General features: G+C 34.8%; 21 protein-coding genes and 1 pseudogene. 8 read left to right on the top strand and 14 right to left on the bottom strand.

Features of this window, described 5'->3' with window-relative positions; genetic code table 11:
• The first annotated feature begins 18 nt into the window (after positions 1-18).
• Both MKX66_RS16340 and MKX66_RS16345 read left to right on the top strand, forming a co-directional pair.
• On the top strand, positions 19-309 hold the full coding sequence (locus tag MKX66_RS16340; protein ID WP_002090894.1) for a DUF4022 family protein: 291 nt from the start codon (positions 19-21) through the stop codon (positions 307-309).
• 14 nt (positions 310-323) lie between these two features.
• A complete protein-coding gene (locus MKX66_RS16345; protein ID WP_341086721.1) occupies positions 324-761 on the top strand; it encodes a GNAT family N-acetyltransferase in 438 nt (145 codons plus the stop codon).
• 33 nt (positions 762-794) lie between these two features.
• Here the strand turns inward: MKX66_RS16345 and MKX66_RS16350 are convergent, their stop codons facing one another.
• From MKX66_RS16350 to MKX66_RS16360, 3 genes are all read right to left on the bottom strand, one after another.
• A complete protein-coding gene (locus MKX66_RS16350; RefSeq protein WP_016121469.1) occupies positions 795-1,229 on the bottom strand; it encodes a hypothetical protein in 435 nt (144 codons plus the stop codon).
• Positions 1,230-1,233: 4 nt separating this feature from the next.
• The gene (locus MKX66_RS16355; protein ID WP_000301182.1) at positions 1,234-1,434 is read right to left on the bottom strand and encodes a helix-turn-helix transcriptional regulator; all 201 of its coding nucleotides are present in this window, start codon (positions 1,432-1,434) and stop codon (positions 1,234-1,236) included.
• A gap of 139 nt (positions 1,435-1,573) precedes the next feature.
• The gene (locus MKX66_RS16360; RefSeq protein WP_002029772.1) at positions 1,574-2,866 is read right to left on the bottom strand and encodes an NCS2 family permease; all 1,293 of its coding nucleotides are present in this window, start codon (positions 2,864-2,866) and stop codon (positions 1,574-1,576) included.
• 265 nt (positions 2,867-3,131) lie between these two features.
• On the opposite strand from MKX66_RS16360, the gene MKX66_RS16365 reads away from it, so the two are divergent.
• Complete coding sequence (locus MKX66_RS16365) at positions 3,132-4,523, top strand: amino acid permease (protein ID WP_002029773.1); 1,392 nt, start codon at positions 3,132-3,134, stop codon at positions 4,521-4,523.
• 181 nt (positions 4,524-4,704) lie between these two features.
• Positions 4,705-6,252 carry a DNA-binding protein gene (locus tag MKX66_RS16370; RefSeq protein WP_215590724.1) on the top strand — a complete coding sequence of 516 codons (1,548 nt, stop codon included), beginning with the start codon at positions 4,705-4,707 and terminating at the stop codon, positions 6,250-6,252.
• A 40-nt stretch (positions 6,253-6,292) separates the two neighbouring features.
• On the opposite strand, the gene MKX66_RS16375 is transcribed toward MKX66_RS16370, so the two are convergent.
• Entirely contained in the window at positions 6,293-8,014 is a 1,722-nt protein-coding gene (locus tag MKX66_RS16375; protein ID WP_215590723.1) for a DUF2339 domain-containing protein, read from the bottom strand.
• A gap of 133 nt (positions 8,015-8,147) precedes the next feature.
• On the bottom strand, positions 8,148-9,449 hold the full coding sequence (gene brnQ1 / locus MKX66_RS16380) for a branched-chain amino acid transport system II carrier protein BrnQ1 (RefSeq protein WP_445662208.1): 1,302 nt from the start codon (positions 9,447-9,449) through the stop codon (positions 8,148-8,150).
• Between the two features lie 253 nt (positions 9,450-9,702).
• Here brnQ1 and MKX66_RS16385 point away from each other — a divergent pair, with 253 nt between their 5' ends.
• Positions 9,703-11,088, top strand: coding sequence for a peptide MFS transporter (locus MKX66_RS16385; RefSeq protein ID WP_002029777.1), 1,386 nt, complete (start codon positions 9,703-9,705; stop codon positions 11,086-11,088).
• Between the two features lie 30 nt (positions 11,089-11,118).
• Here MKX66_RS16385 and MKX66_RS16390 read toward each other — a convergent pair whose 3' ends face one another.
• The 5 genes from MKX66_RS16390 to MKX66_RS16410 form a co-directional block, all read right to left on the bottom strand.
• On the bottom strand, positions 11,119-12,240 hold the full coding sequence (locus MKX66_RS16390) for a YHYH domain-containing protein (protein ID WP_341086731.1): 1,122 nt from the start codon (positions 12,238-12,240) through the stop codon (positions 11,119-11,121).
• A 145-nt stretch (positions 12,241-12,385) separates the two neighbouring features.
• Complete coding sequence (locus MKX66_RS16395; protein ID WP_002186970.1) at positions 12,386-13,018, bottom strand: class A sortase; 633 nt, start codon at positions 13,016-13,018, stop codon at positions 12,386-12,388.
• A 118-nt stretch (positions 13,019-13,136) separates the two neighbouring features.
• Positions 13,137-13,610 (bottom strand): DUF2178 domain-containing protein, encoded by a 474-nt coding sequence (locus MKX66_RS16400; RefSeq protein WP_341086733.1) that lies wholly within the window; start codon positions 13,608-13,610, stop codon positions 13,137-13,139.
• Complete coding sequence (locus tag MKX66_RS16405; RefSeq protein WP_078185072.1) at positions 13,603-13,830, bottom strand: helix-turn-helix transcriptional regulator; 228 nt, start codon at positions 13,828-13,830, stop codon at positions 13,603-13,605. Before MKX66_RS16405 ends, MKX66_RS16400 begins: the two co-directional genes overlap by 8 nt.
• Before the next feature lie 103 nt (positions 13,831-13,933).
• Positions 13,934-15,229: a 3D domain-containing protein gene (locus MKX66_RS16410; RefSeq protein ID WP_088038472.1), complete on the bottom strand. Its 1,296-nt coding sequence runs from the start codon at positions 15,227-15,229 to the stop codon at positions 13,934-13,936.
• Between the two features lie 661 nt (positions 15,230-15,890).
• Here MKX66_RS16410 and MKX66_RS30865 point away from each other — a divergent pair.
• Positions 15,891-16,394, top strand: a pseudogene (locus MKX66_RS30865) (methyl-accepting chemotaxis protein); the annotation flags it as partial.
• A 132-nt stretch (positions 16,395-16,526) separates the two neighbouring features.
• Positions 16,527-17,339: an undecaprenyl-diphosphate phosphatase gene (locus MKX66_RS16420; RefSeq protein WP_002010553.1), complete on the top strand. Its 813-nt coding sequence runs from the start codon at positions 16,527-16,529 to the stop codon at positions 17,337-17,339.
• Positions 17,340-17,443: 104 nt separating this feature from the next.
• Here the strand turns inward: MKX66_RS16420 and MKX66_RS16425 are convergent, their stop codons facing one another.
• On the bottom strand, positions 17,444-17,647 hold the full coding sequence (locus MKX66_RS16425) for a hypothetical protein (protein WP_002010557.1): 204 nt from the start codon (positions 17,645-17,647) through the stop codon (positions 17,444-17,446).
• A 171-nt stretch (positions 17,648-17,818) separates the two neighbouring features.
• Here MKX66_RS16425 and MKX66_RS16430 point away from each other — a divergent pair, with 171 nt between their 5' ends.
• Positions 17,819-18,973 (top strand): VanZ family protein, encoded by a 1,155-nt coding sequence (locus tag MKX66_RS16430; RefSeq protein ID WP_341086738.1) that lies wholly within the window; start codon positions 17,819-17,821, stop codon positions 18,971-18,973.
• Between the two features lie 4 nt (positions 18,974-18,977).
• Here MKX66_RS16430 and MKX66_RS16435 read toward each other — a convergent pair whose 3' ends face one another.
• From MKX66_RS16435 to sph, 3 genes are all read right to left on the bottom strand, one after another.
• Positions 18,978-20,291, bottom strand: coding sequence for a D-arabinono-1,4-lactone oxidase (locus tag MKX66_RS16435; RefSeq protein ID WP_193663954.1), 1,314 nt, complete (start codon positions 20,289-20,291; stop codon positions 18,978-18,980).
• Complete coding sequence (locus MKX66_RS16440) at positions 20,279-21,451, bottom strand: amino acid deaminase/aldolase (RefSeq protein ID WP_002029787.1); 1,173 nt, start codon at positions 21,449-21,451, stop codon at positions 20,279-20,281. Before MKX66_RS16440 ends, MKX66_RS16435 begins: the two co-directional genes overlap by 13 nt.
• A gap of 113 nt (positions 21,452-21,564) precedes the next feature.
• The gene (sph, locus tag MKX66_RS16445; RefSeq protein ID WP_215590718.1) at positions 21,565-22,566 is read right to left on the bottom strand and encodes a sphingomyelinase C; all 1,002 of its coding nucleotides are present in this window, start codon (positions 22,564-22,566) and stop codon (positions 21,565-21,567) included.
• Positions 22,567-22,625 lie beyond the last annotated feature (59 nt).

The following is a 22,625-nucleotide window of genomic DNA, read 5'->3' on the forward strand; positions in this document are numbered from 1 at the left end:
AAAATGCCCCTCACATAAATGAGGGGCATTTTTTCAATTTCATATGGTAAAATGTTACTATCACATATTATGGGGATGAATCACATTATGTCTATTTCAACTTTAGCTCTCTTATTATTAGCAGAAGTACTCGTCGCCATTATTCTCATCGGTATTAGCATTGAAATTTGTAGTTATGGATGGAAAAAATCGAATGGAATTAAGTACTTTTGTCTCTTAATTTCACTCCTTCTCGGAACAGCTAGCATACTAGGACTTCTCGTTGCACCCGCATATTTCTTCTTACAACTTATAGAAAAAGGCTTATAAGAAAGGATGATATTATGATTACAGTGAAACATATTGATGCATCTGAAACATACTTATTACGTCAAAAGGTTTTGCGTCCCAATCAATCATTAGAAGATTGTAAATACGATTCAGATTACGAAACAGACGCCTTTCATTTAGGTGCATTTTTATATGATGAACTTGTTAGTATCGCCTCTTTCTCTAAAGAAATACATCCTGATTTACAAGCTGGTACCCACTATCGTCTACGAGGAATGGCAACATTACCTAATTTCCGAAACCAGCATGCTGGCAGCTCCTTAATCCGTAAAGCTGAACAAGTCCTCCAAGAACGCGAAGCAAATATTCTATGGTGTAATGCCCGAATTACCGTAGTGGATTATTACAAACGATTAGGCTTCCATGAGCATGGTGAAATCTTCGAGATTGATCCAATAGGACTACATAAAGTAATGTATAAAGAAATATAAGAAAAGCTTTCTGCAATATGCAGAAAGCTTTTCTTATATTTCATTTTCACTTTTTATTTTTTTCATATATATGTATATAAACAAACTAGGAATTAAAAAGCAAACAAACATAATAACTCCTATTATACCAATTTCCTTTATCGAAATATCCGGTGTTACAATGATACAAATAGCTAACAGTCCAATAACAATCCCTACTGGAATTAATAATAGTTTCATGAAATAACTACGAGATACTCCCCCTGTATGCTCATACACTTCCACCGAATTTTTTAAGTTTAAAAAGTTAATAACTATTATCCCGCCCATAAATACCATTAATAAATCCGAAACACTTTCATACCCTGCCCCTTGCAAGACGTAACGGTAAAAAACAATGCCTAGTATGACGACATTTTGTAAGATGAAAGCCAATCTAATATGTTTTAATCCCTCAATCATTAAACGTTCATCTTTCACGATTTTCACCCTATCACTCCTTTTCCTCCCAAAACAAATCATTCAATGTTTTATCTACTGCATAACAAATTTTCAAACATAAATCTAAAGATGGATTGTATTTCCCCTTCTCAATTAAACTAATTGTTTGCCTTGTGACGCCTACTTTTTCTGCTAATTGTTGTTGTGTTAAATCTAACTGAACACGTGCGACTTTTATTTTACTTACAGCCATTCATGTTCCTCCTCTGCCTTTATTGTAACATATATATTCCATTAAGCAATTTATATTTTACGTAATTGATTTGTTTTTTTCACTTTATTATACACAAAAAAGGAGCCTCTCATAAGAAGCCCCCTTTCCTATCTCTATACTATAAGAATAAATGACATCCAAATAAAATTGTAAATAAATATAGTAACGGATGTACTTCCATCCCTTTCCCCTTCACAATTTTTAATACTGGATACACTAAAAATCCAATTGCAATTCCATTTGCAATACTAGACGTTAACGGAATACCAACGAAAATTAAAAATGCTGGTAATGCATCTTCAAATTCATTCCAATTAATATCACGAATGCTTTGTGCCATTAAACTACCTACAATAATTAATGAAGGAGCTGTAATAGCAGCTACACTTGATAAAGACGCGATAACAGGGCTGAAAAATGCCGTTATAATCGTTAGACCAACAACTACAATACCTGTTAATCCAGTTTTACCACCTGCAGCAATGCCAGCTGACGATTCAATCGTTGCTGCTGTTGGGCTTGTTCCGAAGATAGAACCTGTCGTTCCGCCAATCGCATCTGCAATAAACGCTTTGCCAAAACGTTTCTCTGTATTATCTGTAATTAAACCAGCTTGTTTAATTAAACCGAGTAATGCACCTGTCGTATCAAATAAAAGTACAAGTAAAAATGAAAATACAACACCATATAATCCATACTGAATTACATCTGAAAAAGCATTGATTGGATTTGAAACGATAATACCCTCTGGTAAATGAGGCATCGCTACAATTTTATCCTCAAACTTCAGTTGCCCCGTAAAGAAGGCGATAATTCCTGTCACAATCATACTAATAAATAATGCACCACTCACACGTAATACCATTAATACTGCCGCTAAAATTAAACCAATTAAAGTTAAAATAACGGCTGGAGAATGAAAATCACCAATCGTAACTAAGTTAGATGGATGATCCACGATAATTCCAGATAGACGTAATCCAATAAAAGCAATAAATAGTCCAATTCCACCTGCAATTGCATGTTTTAAACTGTCAGGAATTGCGATAATTAGCTTTTGCCTAAATGAAGTGAAAGATAATAAAAGAAAAATAATGCCTGTTACAAAGACTGCTGAAAACGCAATGACATATGTAATCCCCTCTGCCTGTTGAACAACAGAATAAGCAAAATATGCATTCATTCCCATAGCTGGAGCAATAACAATTGGATAGTTAGCTAAAAACGCCATACATAGCGTCCCAATAACTGTCGCAATAATAGTTGCCGTAAACGCTTGATCAAATGGTACACCTGCATCAGATAATATTTTCGGATTGATGACAAGAATATACGCAAATGTAAAAAAAGTTGTGATGCCCGCTAAAAGCTCTTGCTTCACAGAAGTGTTATATTTTTGTAATTGAAACATGGCTATGTACCCTTCCTACACCTGAATTATTATTACACATTCTTTTCTTACTAGTATGTGAGAAAATATAATACTTAATCTTAACAATCAATAAAAAGAAGAGTCAATATATTCTCTAATAGTGAGAATTTTAAGTTTAAGTCTGACAAGTTCAGATGTAGTACAGTTCATTTTGATTATTTTTGTAGCATAACAGATAGAAATGTTTTATAATTTGAAATAGTTAAATATTTAGGTAGCTCATTCTACAAGGGGGATTCTTCTTATGCAGCACACAAACAAATCTGGAACTTTAAATCGAGGTTTAAAAGAACGACATATTACTTTAATGTCACTCGGTTCGGCTATTGGCGTTGGGCTATTTTTAGGATCTGCTTCTGCTATTAAACTAGCTGGTCCTTCCATCTTACTAGGTTATATGATCGCTGGACTCGTTATTTTTTTCATTATGCGAGCGCTCGGAGAAATGGCAATTGAACAACCGGTTGCCGGTTCTTTTAGTAAATATGCTAATGATTATATCGGTCCACTTGCTGGCTATATTACTGGTTGGAACTACTGGTTCTTATGGGTTGTTACTTGTATGGCTGAAATTACGGCGGCTGGAATTTACATGCAGTACTGGTTCCCAGATATCCCGCGCTGGACTTGGGCACTACTCGCTCTATTATTAATGAGCGCTTTCAACTTCTTATCAGTAAAAGTATTTGGAGAACTTGAGTTTTGGTTTGCTCTCATCAAAATTGTCACAATTATCTGTATGATAGTAATTGGCTTTGGTATTATTCTATTCGGATTTGGAAATGGCGGCGTTGCAACTGGTATTTCAAATCTTTGGGAACATGGGGGCTGGTTCCCAAATGGCTTCTCTGGATTATTGCTTTCCTTACAAATGGTATTATTCGCTTATTTAGGCGTTGAACTAATTGGTGTTACAGCTGGTGAAGCTCAAAACCCGAAGAAAACACTCGCAAAAGCTATCGATAACGTATTTTGGAGAATCCTAATCTTTTACGTCGGGGCATTATTCGTTATGATGGCAATTTATCCTTGGAACGAATTTGGTGAGAAAGGAAGTCCCTTCGTACTAACGTTCCAGCAAATCGGTATTGCAAAGGCAGCAGGTATTATTAACTTTGTCGTTTTAACAGCGGCTCTTTCATCTTGTAACGGTGGTTTATTTAGTACAGGCCGTATGCTATTTACACTAGCAAAACAAAAGAAAGCACCTGAACGATTTGGACGTTTAAATAAAAATGGCATTCCAAGTCAAGGTATTGTAGCAACTGCGATTGTTTTACTCGTTGGCGTTATATTAAACTATCTCGTTCCTGCAAAAGTGTTTACATGGCTAACTAGTATTTCAACTTTCGGGGCAATTTGGACTTGGGGTATAATATTAGTCGCTCAAATTAAATTCCGTAAAGGATTGCCAACTGAGAAAAAAGACAAGCTAACGTATAAAATGCCTTTACATCCATTAAGCTCTTACTTCTCACTTGGCTTCCTTGCACTTGTACTAGGTATTATGGCGTATTCAGAAGATACACGAATTGCATTAATCATTGGCCCAATTTGGCTTATCGGCTTAGCTATCGTGTATTACATGAAAGGGTTTCATAAGATTGATGAAACACCTAATTCAAAGATTAGTTAAACAAGCTATCCCTTCCTTATTAATTGGAAGGGATTTTTTATTGTCTATATAAATATTTCTCAACAAAATTCACTTTATTTTTACAATTTTTTAATATTTTTTACGTTTTCTGTCTTTATTTTTTCAGAAAAATAAATTACATTATTAAAGCACATATATTTATTATTAGGGGGATTCTTCTATGAAGAATAAAAAATGGATTACATTTTCTTTAGCAACAGCAATTACACTTAGTATGGGGAGTTCGTTCATACCGTCTACTTATGCCGAAAGCTCTGTAGACCCAGCTCCTGAAATTGCTGCAAAGGTTGTAAATCAAAACAATGGGAAGAAAGTATTATTTGATAATACGCACGGTCAAACGGCCGGGACAGCTGATTGGGTTATTGATGGCGGTTTTTCTGATTTCGGAAACGGCATTGCCCAAAACGGATATCATGTAAAAGAACTGCGTAAATCAACACCTATTACATACGACGATTTAAAAAATTACAACGTGTTTATCGTTCCAGAGGCAAATATTCCTTACAAAAAATCTGAACAAGACGCAATGTTACAATACGTGAAAAATGGCGGCAGTATTTTCTTCATTGCCGATCATTATAATGCAGATCGTAATAAAAACCGCTGGGACTCCTCAGAAGTGTTCAATGGATATAGACGCGGGGCATGGGATAATCCAGCAAAGGGAATGTCTAATGAAGAAACAACTTCACAAGCTATGCAAGGAGTAGAAAGCTCTGATTGGCTATCCGATAATTTCGGTATTCGCTTCCGTTACAATGCACTTGGTGATGTTTCAGCTAAAAATATTGTCTCACCTGCGCAATCATTCGGAATTACAACTGGCGTTTCATCTGTAGCAATGCATGCCGGCTCTACCCTTGCGATTACAAATCCAAAACTAGCGAAAGGCCTTGTATATCTTCCAGAAAATCCATCAAAATGGAATAACGCTGTTGATAGCGGCGTTTATAACGGTGGTGGCGTTGCCGAGGGGCCTTATGCTGCTATTTCGAAAGTTGGTCTTGGAAAAGCTGCCTTTATTGGTGATTCTTCTCCTGTTGAAGATGCTACACCAAAATATGTTCGCGAAGACTCAGGTCAAACAAAGAAAACTTATGATGGTTATAAAGAAGAAAACGATGCTGTTCTATTAGAAAACATCGTGAATTGGTTAGCGAAACAAGAAACATTTACAAGCTTAGATCAAGTGAGTGGTTTACAGCTTGATGCACCTACAGCTCTACAAACATTTGAACAACCAAGTTTATCAACAGAACCACAACCAGAACCTTGGAGCGCACCAACTCAAGGTTACCAGTGGTTCAATACAAATACTTTCAAACCAGGTTCATACGGCTATAACGGTGCAGTGACAACGAGTGATTACGTAATTACGCACCCTAGCATTCTACCAAACAATGAAGTGTTCCAAATGAAGATTCAAGTAAATAACTTATTACCAAATACAACATACAATAATTATTCGTTAGGTATTTTCACAACTGGCGGAACACAAGTAGCAAAAGTTCAAAATACAAATGGTACTTGGCCATCTTCTTTCGGATATAGCAGTACATTCTCTTTCATAACAAATAACCAAGGATCTGCTGAAAAAATTGTGAACGTACAACTTGATCCAAATACAACTGGACAAGCAACACTTCGCCTAAGACAAAACACAACAGCTAAATATAATGAGGCTGTAACGATTGGTAAGAAGTAAAGTAAAAGAAAAGGCAATCCGTAAAGGGATTGCCTTCTTCTCACTTCTCTTCTTTTGAGAAAAACATTCTTGAAATAACGATACCGATACTGCCAATGATTAAGAATAACACCGCTCTAATCATCATCGACACCTCTGGTAGGTCGAGAAGGAATAACTTCCCTACTGTTACTACTAATACGACTAATCCAGCATATAATATTTCGTTCATCTGTCTATAACGGCCAAACCAAACTGCAAATAAAGCATATACCATCCATAATAATGATACAGATACGCTAATTATACTTCCATCTGTAGAAAGAACTTCACCGATCCTAGTAATTGTAATAAATACAATAACCATTAACGAGTAGAGCGCTATAGAATAAACATATTTACCTAAACTCGCTAACACTTCTTTTGCTTGTATCATGCAATAATAGAACGTTCCTATTAAAATAATATGAGCGACAAACCCTGCTGAAATGAACTCATCAAACGGGCTAAAAATCGTCTGTACCATTCCAATCGCATAAATCGTTGCACCTACATACAACTTAATGTTTTGCTTTACTTTAATAGCAGTAACCATACCGAGGAAACCTTGTAACAATAATACGATCGCTGCATTCACCAAACTATACTCGTATAAAATCGCTAAACTAAATGATCCCATTGCAAAGCCAAATATTAGATTTGAAAATACCGAATGTTTATTCTTCCTATATTCAAGTACAAACATAACAGCATGCACAAATGAACTTATAACTAATCCCCACGTTGTAAATTCAGGAATTTGAGAAATGGCTAAAATAAAGAAAACTGCATTCGCACTAAATATCGCCAATCGTGCTTCTTGTATAAACCTTCTCTCCGAAAACATATGCCAAAATAATAGTAAATGAATTGCACCGTATACAACTGTTAACTGTACTTGCACATTCTCTACTAATATTGACATAACAACAAAGAAGACAAATAGGACAATTGCCGCAACAACATAAGAAATCATATACAAGTACTTATAAAGGTTTCTCAATGCATACCATAATAGGCTAATTGTTAATATCGTCTCATAACTAAAGAAAATATACGTATTAGGAGTCGTACTATTTAACAAGAAAGGAACAAAAAATGCTCCCACCGCCACGAAAATAGCGAGATATTCCGATCTATATCTTTTCGCTAAATAAATCCCTAAAATAACCCATACAATATTACAGATAAACGCAATACTTGCAGGAATAAACTCATATAAATAATGTGCCGCAAACGTTGTTAAAACAATTCCCGTAATACTTCCTCCAGCTAATACTAACCCTAACGCTTGCCGCTCTCTTTTAATTTGTATATCTCCTACGTAATACAAACCGGCAGATAGTACTATACCAAACACAACCCGTATCGCTGGTGTCAATAATCCGGCATCTACCCCTGCTTTGAATAACCAAATAACGCCAAGTAGCATAATACCGACAAATATGCGTGGTAACCACGTTTGACAAAACTTTATAATATTAAATGGTTCTGGTTTAAATGCAGATATATCTACTTGTTTCACCTCTGGCTCTTGCATGGACTTCCTCGTCTTAACTACATCTTCTTGTAACTTTTCATTACTTACCGCTTCAATATATTCTTTCTTTTCCTTATTAACATTTTGTTGAACTTTATCTACTTCTATTTTTCTTTGTTTCGCTTTCAATTCATAAAGTGCCTCTTGCATCGTTTCAATTGCCGTTTCGAGTGCTTCTATTTTCTTATTCAAATCCTCCTTCATACGCTCCCCCCTCATCATTCATGTAAAACCTATATATTACCAATTACCTTTATCATACTCTTAGTCTATTCATTTTCAATACTATTTTTCCAAAAAAGAAAGGTGTTTTCCGAAATAGGAAAACACCTCTTACTTATTTATTCTTATTTATAGCAATACTAACAATTACACCGAGGCAGACACCTACAAATGCCGGAACGATCCAACCTACACCTTCTGAATAAAACGGAAGCATTTTTAGTAGTGGTGTCCATTTATTCATCAGTACACTTTTGTTTAAAATATCAATCGCACTAAATACCGCTACGAGTCCAATCGTTACCGAATATACGTATACATACTTTCCAATATACTTATGGAATAACCCTAAAATAATAAGCGTTAGTGCAACTGGATAAATAAATCCAAGAATCGGTACCGATACTTTTAAAATTTGCGTTAATCCTAAATTAGCTAAAACCATACTAACAAAACTTAATATAAATGCCCAAACTTTATAAGATACTTTCGGAAATACACTTGTGAAAAATTGACTACAAGACGTAACAAGTCCGATGGAAACGCATAGACAAGCGACAGTAAAAATAAGACCTAATAAAACTAACCCACCTTGTCCAAATAATGTCGTCATAACTTGTGCTAACACTTTCGCACCGTTATCAAATGTACCCAATGAACCACTAATTGAGCCAACATATCCAAGAATGACATAAATAATAGATAATAAAAGCCCTGCTCCAATACCAGCAATACTCATATATTTCGCTAAACCTTTATCATCCGCTACACCCTTTGCACGCAGAGCATTTGCAATAACAATCCCAAATATTAAAGCTGCTAACGCATCCATCGTTAAATATCCATCTAAAAATCCTTGGAACATAGGAGCTTGTCCATAATTTCCTGCAGGCTCTTTCACACTGCCTACTGATGTAAACACACTTTTTATAAATATAATAGCAATCATACATAATAATAAAGGCGTTAACACCTTTCCAAACAAGCCCATTAATTTAGACGGTGATAAACTTAACCAGTAAACAATACTAAAGAAAATAGCCGTGTACAATAACAAAACTACGCTACCCGCTTCTGGGAACAACTGGCCTGGCCCCATTTCAAAAGCTAAACTTCCTGCACGTGGTATACCAAGACCTGGTCCAATAAATAAGTACACAATACACGGAAAAATAATTGCAAATGAAGAATGAACCCTGCCCGCTAACGTTTGAAAACTCCCTGCTTTCGCAATAGCGATAACACCTAATATAGGAAGCCCTGTTGCTGATATAATAAAACCTAACAATGCAATCCATACATGTTCTCCTGCTTCATATCCAAGGAAAGGTGGAAATATAAGATTTCCGGCCCCAAAGAACATAGAGAATAACATAAGACTAATAAGCAAAATTTCTTTTTTCTGTAACAATTTCATTTCTTTCTCCTTCTTCAATTTCACCTTACATGAAATCAATTCCACAAATAAAAAAATGCGGTAATCCGCTTCCTTACAAAGAAAACATAGTCCATAGTCTATCACAAAAGAAACACCCATTCTATAGCTATTTCCCTTTTCAAATTTCTTCTGAAAAATCAACCTTTATTGACTTATAATAGTTAATAAGGTAAAATATTAATCATACAATACTATTAACTTTGTTTTTTGCTTGTGTCAGGAGGAAAATATTATGGAATCAGCGATACAACTAGAAAGAGAACAACAAAGAAAAAAGAAACATCCTCCAGGTTTATACTTACTCTTCTTTACAGAAATGTGGGAAAGATTTAGTTACTATGGATTACGAGGATTATTAACATTATATTTAACAACAGCTTTAGTAAGTGGTGGTCTTGGGTTTAGTCCCGCTTGGGCACTCTCTATTTACGGATTTTATACTGGTGCTTGTTATTTCACACCATTGATCGGTGGATACTTAACGGACCGTTTTCTAGGCAAACGAAAAGCCATCACAATTGGTGGTATAACAATGGCAATCGGTAACCTTACACTATTCGCCTTGCAAAACCAAGTCGGTCTATACCTCGGATTAGCGCTTATTATTATCGGTAATGGATTCTTCAAACCGAATATCTCTACACTTGTTGGAGAATTATACGAAGAAAATGATCCAAAACGTGATAGTGCATTTACAATTTTCTATATGGGTATTAACGTCGGTTCATTTTTAGCTCCACTCGTTTGCGGGTTTTTATCAGAAAATTTATTCAAAACAACAATAGATGGCGTTGCTCATTTCGGATTCCGTTACGGTTTCTTAGCCGCTTCAATCGGAATGATCATTGGACAAATTTTATTTACAACACTATCAAATCGCTTCCTTGGTGATATCGGTAAAAAACCAACTCGCGATTTGCAAACGGATGCTGGACAACAAACAATAGGAAATACACCGTTAACAAAAAAAGAAAAACAACGTACAACAGTTATCGTCATTTTAACATGCTTTGTTGTCTTCTTCTGGGCTGGATTTGAACAAGCTGGTAGTTCGTTAACATTATATACAAACAAATTTGTAGACCGCTCTGTGTTCGGATGGGAAGTTCCAACATCTTGGTTCCAATCGGTCAATCCGTTATTTATTATTTTACTTGCACCAGCTATTTCAGCATTATGGGCGAAACTGGCAACTAGAAAAAATGGTGACATGAAAATCCCAACAAAAATGGGACTTGGTATGATCTTACTCGGTATCGGTTATATTGTTCTTGTTATCGCTACATTAAAAACAGGCAGTGACGAACATAACATTACAGAAAAAGCAAACTTACTATTTATCGTCTTTACGTATCTTTTCCATACGTTAGGTGAGCTATTCTTATCACCTGTCGGGCTATCAATGGTTAGTGCTCTCGCTCCAGTAAAACTAGCCTCTTTATTAATGGGCGTATGGTTAGCAAGCTCAGGTATTGCTAATATTTTAGGCGGACAGCTTGCAAGCTTCACAACTTCACTTGGATATGCTGAAGTATTCACAGTTATTGGCGCTGTGGCGATTGTTTTAGGTTGTGTTTTATTATCAATTTCTAAGAAATTAGTGAAATGGATGGATTAAAAAAAGATGAGGAAAATTCCTCATCTTTTTTTACGCTTTCTTTCCCTTTTCTATTGCTTGTTCATACAAGCCTTTATGTTCTTTATATTCACTTGGCACGAAACTCTTATAGAAGAACGAAAGCCAGCTGTCTCCTTTTTTATATCCTTCTTCTCGAATTTCCGCTGCCTTTTTATTTGATTTAAATCCTTCAGTAAACCATTTCTTTAATGTTTCATTCTTTTCATACTTAGCAGGAACTTTTAAGTCGTAGTTTTCAAATGCATATGTATATCCAGCTTTTTCCGCTGCCTTTTTAGCAGCCTTATATCCCTTTTCATACGCGGTTTCATATACTTTCACATATGTATCCTTTTCAGTATTTCCAGGTTTCTTTTCAGCTAATTCTTTACCAGCCTTTTCACCAAGTTCCGCTTGTTCTTTTTCAATCTTTTCGGTTCTCTCTTTATTACCTACTTGGAAACCTTCTGCAAAGTTCACCTTAAACTCAGGAGTAATTTGACTATCGTCCATTGCTTCTTGTGTTAACCCTTGCTCTTTACCTTTTTCAAAATGTGCTTTTTTCTGTTCTTCTAAAGACCATGCCGCAGCATACGCAGTTGTAAATGCTTGTTTATATGCGTCTGACTTTCCAGCTACATGTCCTTCTGCATTATTCTTTCCTGCTTTAAAATCTGTCTCTCCACTTTTTTGACCTTCAAGCTGCCCTTTTTCCATGTCAGCTTGACGCTGGGCTTCCTCTTGCTTACGTGCCTCTTCTGCTTTTCTTTGCTCTTCGGCTACACGTTGTCTCTCTTCTTCAGCTTTGCGTTGTTCTTCTGCAGCACGCTGTCTCTCTTCCTCTGCTTTACGCTGTGCTTCTGCAGCACGTTGTTTTTCAGCCTCAGCATTGCGCTGCGCTTCTGCTTGTCTTTCAGCTTCTACAGCACCATTATTATTTTGACTAGGCGCAGAGCTTGTTGTTCCGCCGCTAGAAGCTGGTTTATTGTGATAATGATATTCCCCGTACTGCAATCCCCATTTTTCACAATTTGTACGACACGTATGTCCACCATTAGCATCTGTACGTCCTGGATGTGCATAAGCAGAAATTGGCGCTACCAATAACGCTACACTTGTTGTTAAAAGAAGTCTTTTTACTTGCTGTTTCACTTTTGTTCCTCCCAAAATCTAGAATCATTACTTTATTATATAAAAATAGAAAAATATTTAAATACCAACTGAAATATTCTTTTATTTCTCAACATTGGATAAAAAAAGAAGGTTCACTCTTTAAAGAGTGAACCTTCTTTTTTCTTTATTTCTTAGCCTTTGTTCCTACTAAATCACCAGTAATAACAAAACGCTTAGAATTATCCTTAACAGATACACATGTAATAAGTGTTATCTCATCTTTCCCATGATCCTCTACAACTTCCCATTTATCAGGAGTCACTTCAGATACACCGGTAACAGTATACTCATACTCATTTGCATTGTCATACAAATAAATTTTATCGTTCTTCTTTAAAGTTGATACATCACTAAATAAAACACCTTTTTTTGACATATTATGCCCTGCAAGTGCATAATTCCCTTGTCCCATTACTTGATTTTCTCTTACAGTTGCCGCACCTGATAATAAATTCTTTTCAGTCGACGCTTTTAAAACAGGAAGTTCTAATGAGATGCTCGGAATTGAAATACGACCGATTACTTGTTTTTTATCTAACGATGCACTCGCTACTTCTGCCAAGTCTGGTTGATTAATTTTTGAAGCATCTACAAATTCTGTATCATGCTTTTCATATTCCATCTTTTGAACAGCTTGTACATTCGCTGTCTGCTTCTTCTCTGCATTATATCCATCATAAAATGGCTTTCCGATTAATACACCACCTACAACAAATAGAAGGATTGCTACTATACTATAAATTCTTTGCTTATTCATATACAATTCCTTTCCGTTACAAAATCTTACTCTATATAAAATGATAAGACAATATTGCTATATGTACAAGTGTAAGCTAAAAAAGAAACCTTCTTGCACATCAGCAAGAAGGTTTTTTTTAGACTAATTTATTTCTGTACAGGGATACGTAAAAGACTGTCATTTGAATAAAAAGCATGAAAAATAAAATATATAATGGATATCCAGGAATATATAAATTAGCTACAGGAGAAAGTGTTAAAAATCCAATAGCAATAACTATTCCATACCAAAATGAAATAAATGTTGTCCGGCATGCCTTTTGTGTAATTGCTTTTTCCCGCTCGTCTTCTTGTGGAAATAATAACGGGTACATCCAATAAGAAAGAGCTTTATGTTTCTTCTTTTGAACTTTATAAAAAATCGTCGTTATAATAGCTACAATTGTTAACACTCCTAATGGCATCATGTTGATTGTTACTTCAAACGGTAATTTCTCAGTTTCAATAATATTTGCCAGCTCTATCCAAGCATAATAGAGCTCAATAAACGCCCAAAAAGCTATCACAAATCTCAGCACATTTAAGATATAAGAAACCCCAATTCTATTCATCCTCTTCCCCCTCCTTATTTAAAACAAATACATCTTCCATCTTTAACTCGAATACATCACAAATCGTCAATGCTAGTAATAATGAAGGAACGTAATCCCCTTTTTCAATTGCAGCGATCGTTTGTCTCGTCACCCCAACCTTTTCTGCTAATACACTTTGCGTAAAATTAAAGCGAGCTCTTAATTCCTTCACCTTATTGCAAATGGTCAAATTTACCACCTCTTACCATCATTGTATGCTGTCCTTAACAAAATGTAAACTCAACTTAACATTATTTTTACAAAAAAATCCAACTTTACGTTTTGTAAAGTTGGATTACGTTTTAGTTTAAAATTGTAACTTTAACATTTTTTCTGCCCCAATTACTAGACGAGGCTTTATCCGGCATTAAAACATCGATTTTGTGACCTTTAATCGCGCCACCAGTATCTGCTGCAATTGCAATTCCATAGCCTTCAACATTTACAGTAGATCCTAATGGAATAACAGATGGATCCACCGCAATTAATTTCATTCCTGGGTTTGCAGTTAAGTTATAAGGCTTACCACCCGGTCCCCATGCAGAATATACTTGTTGACCTGCTGCATAACCATTTTCAGATGGATCTGCTGTATAAGCTGTTGCGTGTACATACATTTCTTTTCCGCCAGCAGTTACTTTAGGCTGTTCAGGCTCTACTTTCGAACTATTATTAGCAACTGGTTCAGCTGGTTTATTAGCAACTGGTTCAGCTGGTTTATTAGCTTTTTCTTGCTTTTGCTTTTCAGCAAATTCCGCTTGCGCTTTCGCTAAAGCTTCTTGCTCAGCCTTTGCAGCTGCTTCAGCTTTTGCGCGCTCTTCTGCTGCAATTCTTGCTGCTTCTTGTTCACGAGCAATTGTTTCTTGTACTGCTTTCATATTTGCTTCAACTTTTGCTTTCTCTTCCGCTGCTAAATTAAGTTGGCTTGCAACCTGATTATATTTAGCTTGAACTGTTTGTAAGTTATCTTGACGTTTTTTCAAGTTATCTTGCAAATCAGCTTGTGCTTTTGCTAATTTTTGTTTATCTACTACTAAAGATGCTTCTTTTTCATCAATCTCTTTTTTATCTTCTTCAATTTGACGAAGATCTTGTTCTTGTAGACGTAAAATTTCTTTATCTGCTTCTAGAATAGTCGTAACTGCGTTCATACGTTGTATGAAATCTGCAAAGTTTTTTGATTCTACAACAACTTCTACTACTAAACTCGTATTTGAGCTATTTTGAACAGAAACCATACGTTTTTTCATAATATCCTTACGAGCAAGGACTTTATCTTCTAAAACGACAATTTCGTTCTTTTTTTGTTCAATCTGCTTATGTGTTTCATCGATTTTACGTTGAATAGCAGCTTGATCCTCTTTATTTTTTGCAATTGTATTATTTAAATTATGTAGTTCATTTTCGATACCTTGAATTTCTTTACTAACAGCTTGCTTCTCTTGCTCTTTCTTCTGCATATCTGCATCGTTTTGCTGCAATTGCTGTTGCATGTTGTTAAGTTTCTCGTCGTTTGACTCTGCTTTTACAGCGACTGTACTAGAAAGAACAATCATTCCTGCTAATACTAGACTACTGATTCGCTTAAAATAGTTCATAATCCGACTCCCTTCTTATACAGTTATACATGATTTATTTTACAGTTTGTTTACAGAACCATTAAATACAGTTTATTTTTCATGACAAAAAAAGAGAATTGTGAACAAAATGTAATAGATTCTTAAATATTTAACAATTCCTATATTTAAAAATTATAAAAGATGCTAAAATCCAAATATAGAGAAATTAAAAATCCTAAAGGCGGTTGAATTAAATAAAATGTTTACTCAAAAGAAATCACTCCAACATAAAATTGATCAACTAGAAGCTCATATACATGAACTAGAAGCAGAATTAAAACAAAAAGATGTGGAAAAACAAGAAATTATATCTTCTATCCATAATCGTGTAAAAAGCGTTATGCAAGAGCACGAACTTGTAAATAGCCAACATCATACACTCCAAAACTTAATTCAACAATTGAACGCATGCTTTGAAAATGTTTCTACGCGTACTACACATTCCAACGAATTAAATAACGAAATGCTACAAAAAGAGCAAAACTTAATTCAATCTATTGAAGAAATTATCGATTGCTCTAATGAAGGAAAAGAATCCGTTCATCGCTTACTCATTGTAATTAATAGATTAGGTGAACAATCTCAACGTACTTCTAATAGTATGAATCATTTAAGCGAACGCTCTAAAGAAATTGAACAAATTGTAGAAGTGATTCAAAACATTGCAGCACAAACAAATTTACTAGCGTTGAATGCAAGTATTGAAGCTGCACGTGCTGGAGAACACGGTAAAGGATTTGCTGTTGTTGCTAATGAAGTAAGAAAACTAGCTGAAAGTACAGCTGAAAGTACAAAAAACATCGGTAACTTAACGAAAAAAATTCAAGAAGAAATTGAAAAAGCATATGAAAATACAAAAGATAATTTACATTTAGTTGATGAAGGTGTAGAAATGAGCGCTGATACTAACGCTAGAATTGAAAATATTTTAATGATGATTCAAACATTACAAAGCGGTGCTACAAATGTTATTAAAGCTATCGAAAACCAAAAATCTTGTAACGATGATATATTACGAGAATTTGCAAACACACAACAAATGTTCCAAAAGTTAAATACTACTATTATGAATCATATTCATGATGCTGAGAAAGTCGATGTTCAATTAACGAAAAGTCTTGAAGAAACAGTAGTTTCTCATTAATAATAAAAATCCCTTATACTGTTATAAGGGATTTTTATTATATTTTGAATATTTATTTCTTCTCAATATTCATCCGTATTCTTGTTATAATGGACAAGTTGTTTCTTTCGACTAATAAACAAGGAGGTTATTATGGAACAATTTTATTACATTTTAAAATATTTAATTCTTGGTCTATTCCAAGGACTAACAGAACCAATTCCAATTTCTTCAAGCGGTCACCTCGTTTTAGCACAGCATTTGCTAGGACTAAAAATAGAAGGGTTTAGCTTTGAGCTACTTGTTAATTCAGCTTCATTATTAGCTGTATTACTTATTTATAGAAATGACTTAATTCGTCTAACAAAGAATGGTCTATCTTATATATTCACAAGAGCAGAAGATGCAAAATCAGATTTCTTCTTTATTATTTACCTTGTTATTGCAACCATTCCAGCAGGTGTAATTGGAGTTTTATTTAAAGATTATATCGACCACTATTTAAAAGGTGTTAAAATGGTTGGGATTTCCCTTCTTATTACTGCTATCGGCCTTTGGATTATTCGAAACTTGCGTGGGCGTAAAAATGATGGCGACCTTTCTATGAAAGATGCAATCATTATTGGTCTAGCACAAGCTTGCGCACTAATTCCTGGTATAAGCAGATCAGGTGCTACAATTGTGGCAGCAATGTTACTTGGTATGAAGCAAGAAACAGCTCTTCGCTTCTCATTCTTACTATACATTCCTGTTAGCTTAGGTGGTTTATTGTTAAGTATTACAGACATTGCAAACGATCCAAATTTAGATACATTATTTGTACCTTATATTGTTGCTTTCATCGCAACATTTGTCATGACATATATTTCATTAAAATGGTTTATGAACATTATGGCAAAAGGAAATTTAAAATACTTCTCTTTCTACTGTATTATCGTAGGTGTGCTAACTATCATTTTCTTATAAAATGAAACTTTAATCAGTGGGGGGGTTTTGTTCACCCCCCCTGCTGCCCACAAATAGCGGGATAAAAAACCACTTACTGCCCTCATACAGTAAGTGGTTTTTCCTTATGCATAAACTTTCTTTTCCTGACAATACAAGCGAATAACATGTGTATTTTTTTGAAATAAATCATGTGTTAAGCGAATAATAATAAAATTTCGTTTTGTATTATCATCATGAACAAAAATCTGTTCCCCCTCTTGAAAACGCCATGTGCTTTCAAAAGTTGTAATATGATCCCCGCTTACCGAAAAAAGCTCATATTGCATATCATGTACCCTCTTTCAACTTGTATAATCATAATATCTTTATATTAAACTTATTATAACTTAATCTATTTTAAATTTGTAATTTTTTCTATTTCGAGCTATTTCAACTTTGTTTTACATTCTTTTAAGCGCTATAATGATAAACGAAATTTCATTGAAAGGAGCTTCATTTTGACTGCATATTTATTTCCAGTAAAAACAGCTTTTATTTTATTTCCTATTTTAGCAATGTTTCTATTAATTCCTTTTTTAATATTTAATTATCGAAAATACGGTTATTTAAATAAATGGCGCTCATTTATTTTATACTCATTATTACTTTACTTATTAAATGCCTATTTTCTTGTTATTTTGCCGTTACCACAAACGTATGATACTTGTAGCCTACAACCCGCTAATACACAGCATATGCAACTCTCACCATTTTATTTCATACAAGAGATTAGTAGTCATACATCGGCAATTTTAACGAAACCTACTACTTATTTCTTGTTATTAAAAGAATCTGCATTTTTACAAGTTGCTTTTAACGTTCTATTAACCGTTCCATTCGGTATTTACTTACGTTATTATTTCCGACGTAGTTTCTTCCAGACAGTGTGCATTTCTTTTTGCCTTTCACTGTTCTTTGAATTAACACAAGTAACTGGATTATATGGTATTTATAATTGTGCATATCGCTTATTCGATATCGACGATCTGTTTTTAAACACGCTAGGCGGCGTAATCGGTTTTATCATTGCACCAATATTTACGTACTTCCTGCCAAAAACAAGCGAATTAGATAGTCATATTGATTTGGAAACGAAACCAGTCGGATTCGTTCGTCGTCTCATCGCTATGCAAATTGATTGGATCTTCTTATCTATCGTTGTACCTTTCATTAAAAACAAAGGAAACTCACTATTTATTTCTAACATCCAATCTTATACAAATGTATACGAACTCCTTTTCATCGCATGTTCAATCTTAATTTACTTTATTATCATCCCATACTTTACAAATGGAAGAACAATAGGGAAAGCGTTGCTTCGTATTTACATTAAAGGACAAGCAGAGCGTATTACACTAAAAGAATTATTCATTCGTTACGGTATATTCTATTTCATTTTAGGTGGAATCAATTACATTCTTTCTAGTAGCTCTATTTTAAATCATACAGAGCCTTTAGTATTACTAGTTATACTGTTATTCCAATTTGTAATTAACGGGCTATTTATTATTCATGTTTTATTACATTTATTTAGTAGTGATAAATTACTATTTTACGAGCGTATTAGTCATACAAGAAATGCAATTACACTTAAAAAAGCTGACAAATACTAATTTGTCAGCTTTTTTTCATAATCGTAAATAACTTTTCTGTATAAGGGCTTAAAAATATTCCTGTTTCATCTAGTGACTTCCTCACTTTTAGAAACGAATGCAATTCTGGATATATATTTTGCAATTTTTCGTACGTTAACGTATGCATTTTCCCCCAATGTGGGCGCCCTTCATACTTTAGAAAAATTTTCTCCACTTCACCAAAATAAGCGGCATACTTCATACCTTTATACATATGAACAGCTATATACGCTGAATCTCTTCCATATGCTGGACTGAGCCATATATCATCACCTCTCACGTAGCGGCATTCAATCGGGAAGTGCACCTTATACTTTTTCTTTTCAATAAGATTTGAAATTTCTTCTACAACAGCCCTCATATACTTTGAAGGGACACTGTACTCCATTTCATAAAATGGAACTGTACGTGATGTAGCGAATACTTCATAGCTTGGTCCAATTATTTTCGTGTTCGGTACAGCCTTAGCTGATAATCGGCTTACTCCTTTACTTATAGAAGGAAACCATTTACACCCTTTAGATAATAAAGAGAACATCCTATTTTCAAGTAACTCCACCTTTAGTTTATGCCATTTCAAATCACTTTCTTTACTCGTTGTTTCGTTTGTAAATTTCACTTGCACTTCATCTGAATAAGGAAAAACGAAAAATTCAAAATGACGATTCTTCTTATATTCTTCTAGTTTGTTCATTACAGTAGACAATGATTGTTTTTCACTTTCATAAACAAGCGAATACGCTGGGATAACTTTCAATTTTATCTTTACAATGATACCTAGCATTCCAAGCGACAACTGAAATGCTTTCCAATATTCGGCGTTCTCGGTTTCTGAACAAACTATACTCTCACCTGTTGATAAAACTGCCGTGATCTCTATAACTTGTGTTGATAAACTCCCAAATGTAACACCCGTCCCATGAGTCCCCGTACTAATCGCTCCTGCAATAGATTGTGAATCAATATCTCCTAAATTTTCTTGCGCATAACCTTTTTCCTGAAGTAACTTCCCTAAATCATGTAACTTTGTTCCCGCCCATACTTCGGCAACCATCTTCTCTGCATCAATATTCACAATGCCCTTCAATTCATCTAAAGAAACTAAAATTTCTTCCGTTTGCACAAGAGGTGTAAACGAATGACCTGAACCGACAACACGAATTTTCTTTCCTTTTTTTCGTGCAAGCCCCACAACTTCTACTACATCTTGTATACTTTTTGGATACATCGTATAATGCGGCGTTCCTTCTACATTCCCTGTCCAATTTCTCCATTTTTGTCCCTTTATAGAAAGCATTGTCCATCCCCCCGATATGTTGAATACTCTCCAACAATTTCCCCTTGTTTAATGCGATATAAAATAGGAAAACGCTCACATAACTCCCCAGCTTTACTATGGCGAAACAAGATAGAATCTCCTATATCCACTCGTTCCTCGCCGTTATAAAAAATTGGTGTTTGCACTTCACCAGCACCTTCTAAAGCTAATAGTTTTGCACCATGCGGCATCCAAACCTCAGGCTCTTTATCTTTACCAACTGCACCTGAGGCAATATATCCGCCACCTAGGCAAGTATAAATAAAAGGATCCGGTTTACGTACAACTGGTAAAGCAAATCCGGCAGCTGGCTGAAATTTTACTTCTTTATAATAGTCAAACAGTTTAGGAGAGTAAAAGGCGGATCCTACAGTAATCTCTGAAACTGAGTTATCTTGCTCAGTTGTTTTTATACTTCCTGTTCCTCCCCCATTTACAAATCTTAGTTCAATACCAAGGTTTTGTATTTCTTTTACGATACGTTCTCTTCTTTCTTTAACCTCTAACACTGATTTCTTCTTTAAATACGAAACAGCTTTACTTTTCATCCATTGATTCGGTATATGATCCCCCACCCCGGCAATTTGAGCTTCATATCCCATTACACCATCTAGTATTAAATATGATGAGCCCTTCACCTTTTCTACTATTTTCAAAGCGCTCTGCACATCTTTTACGGGGGATCTTTTTACACCAAAATGAAATTTCAAAAAACGACTACTCATATCAATATCCAAACAAACGCGAAAACACCCTTTAGACTTCTCAGCAATCTTTTCTAAATAAGTAATATGGTCTTCACAATCCACCATACAAGTTATAATGTGCCCTTGCTTTGTTAGCAAACTAATTTCATGTAAAGCTCTTTCATCATAAACAGGATATCCGAGCAATAAATCATTAAATCCTTGTTCAATTAAAAACAAAGCTTCTCTAGGAGAAAAACACATAATACCTTGAAAGCGATTATTTGCAGCCAAAATCTTTTTCATAATTGGAACAGAGCGTAATGATTTACTCGCTATACGAATCTTCTTATCTCCACTTAACTCTATAATCGATTGAATGTTCCTCTCTAAAGCCACTTCATCTAAAAATGCACACGGTAATGGAACTTCCTTAAAAATTCCTCTATCCACAGTTTTCTCTCCTCTTCTATATATGTCTTATACATATTGGAAAGAAAGAATGATTTTCCTGTTTTCAAATAAAAAAAGTTTCTTCTTTACGAAGAAACTTTTTCAAGGCTACTCTACTTCATAGAAATAGTCGCCTCTACTGGATAATGATCCGAGTAATCATTATATGTATATTCTTTGAGCCATGACGTAACAGTCCATTGTGGCGATTTCGACTGTAACACCTTATTCTCTATATACGATGGATTAGCATGGTCCTTACTTGTAATAATATAATCTAAATACTCGGCAGGGCTATCGGGGAAGTTATATTTCGCAATACTGTTTGTCGTCGCATCCCAAGTTGCTGTATGTCCTGTATAAGATGGAACAGACGCATGTAATGTTTTAAACATCGATGCATACTCTGAATTGCTATTATTCTCAGCATTTATTTTATTTACATTCATATCACCACCAATTAACACATACTCGTTATTTGGTATATTTTTATTTTTAATAAACTCTTGAATTTCTTGTAGCTGTTTTGTACGTACAGATGCTGGCGAAGTATTTCCACACATACTATCTTCAGCTTGTAAATGAGTCCCAATCACATGTACAAAACGATCATTTTTCTGAACTTTTGTGTATACAAATCCTTTATTTGATAAGTTATCTGGTCCACAGCCTTTTTCGAATACATATTGAACCTTTTCAACAATTGGCCATTTACTCACAATCGCTACACCTCCATCTTCAGGGGTCGAAGATGAATAGTTACCTAATGTTTTATCCCATTCGTTTCCGTTACTACGACCTAATACTGCCGTTTGATTTGGATATTCTTTCTTCAAATTTCCTAATAAGCGATTTGAAGCGTTATTATCAAATACTTCATTTAATATAACAACATCTTGATTTTTCATATAATCCGCTGCCCCAATTAAATCAGCACGCTCATTTTGTCCCCAGTTCGGATATAAGTTCGTTGATAGCATGTACACATTATGCGTCATCACTTTTAATGTATTATTTTGATTTATAGACATTTCTGCTTGAGCTGAAGATCCACTATATAAAGCTCCTAAACCAATACCAAAGCTAAGTACACCTTTTAGCAATTTACCTTTCACGTTTCATACCTCCATGTACTGTGTAGTGATAAAAAGGCCAAATACTCTATTCTGAGATT

The organism is Bacillus sp. FSL R9-9530 (assembly GCF_038008145.1).
Lineage (GTDB): Bacteria > Bacillota > Bacilli > Bacillales > Bacillaceae_G > Bacillus_A > Bacillus_A mycoides.

Bases quoted from the DNA above. Each gene is read 5' to 3' on its own strand.
- MKX66_RS16340 (WP_002090894.1), top strand. From the start codon at position 19: ATGAGGGGCATTTTTTCAATTTCATATGGTAAAATGTTACTATCACAT.
- MKX66_RS16345 (WP_341086721.1), top strand. From the start codon at position 324: ATGATTACAGTGAAACATATTGATGCATCTGAAACATACTTATTACGT.
- MKX66_RS16355 (WP_000301182.1), bottom strand. From the start codon at position 1,434: ATGGCTGTAAGTAAAATAAAAGTCGCACGTGTTCAGTTAGATTTAACA.
- MKX66_RS16360 (WP_002029772.1), bottom strand. From the start codon at position 2,866: ATGTTTCAATTACAAAAATATAACACTTCTGTGAAGCAAGAGCTTTTA.
- MKX66_RS16365 (WP_002029773.1), top strand. From the start codon at position 3,132: ATGCAGCACACAAACAAATCTGGAACTTTAAATCGAGGTTTAAAAGAA.
- MKX66_RS16370 (WP_215590724.1), top strand. From the start codon at position 4,705: ATGAAGAATAAAAAATGGATTACATTTTCTTTAGCAACAGCAATTACA.
- MKX66_RS16375 (WP_215590723.1), bottom strand. From the start codon at position 8,014: ATGAAGGAGGATTTGAATAAGAAAATAGAAGCACTCGAAACGGCAATT.
- brnQ1 (WP_445662208.1), bottom strand. From the start codon at position 9,449: ATGAAATTGTTACAGAAAAAAGAAATTTTGCTTATTAGTCTTATGTTA.
- MKX66_RS16385 (WP_002029777.1), top strand. From the start codon at position 9,703: ATGGAATCAGCGATACAACTAGAAAGAGAACAACAAAGAAAAAAGAAA.
- MKX66_RS16395 (WP_002186970.1), bottom strand. From the start codon at position 13,018: ATGAATAAGCAAAGAATTTATAGTATAGTAGCAATCCTTCTATTTGTT.
- MKX66_RS16400 (WP_341086733.1), bottom strand. From the start codon at position 13,610: ATGAATAGAATTGGGGTTTCTTATATCTTAAATGTGCTGAGATTTGTG.
- MKX66_RS16410 (WP_088038472.1), bottom strand. From the start codon at position 15,229: ATGAACTATTTTAAGCGAATCAGTAGTCTAGTATTAGCAGGAATGATT.
- MKX66_RS16420 (WP_002010553.1), top strand. From the start codon at position 16,527: ATGGAACAATTTTATTACATTTTAAAATATTTAATTCTTGGTCTATTC.
- MKX66_RS16425 (WP_002010557.1), bottom strand. From the start codon at position 17,647: ATGCAATATGAGCTTTTTTCGGTAAGCGGGGATCATATTACAACTTTT.
- MKX66_RS16435 (WP_193663954.1), bottom strand. From the start codon at position 20,291: ATGCTTTCTATAAAGGGACAAAAATGGAGAAATTGGACAGGGAATGTA.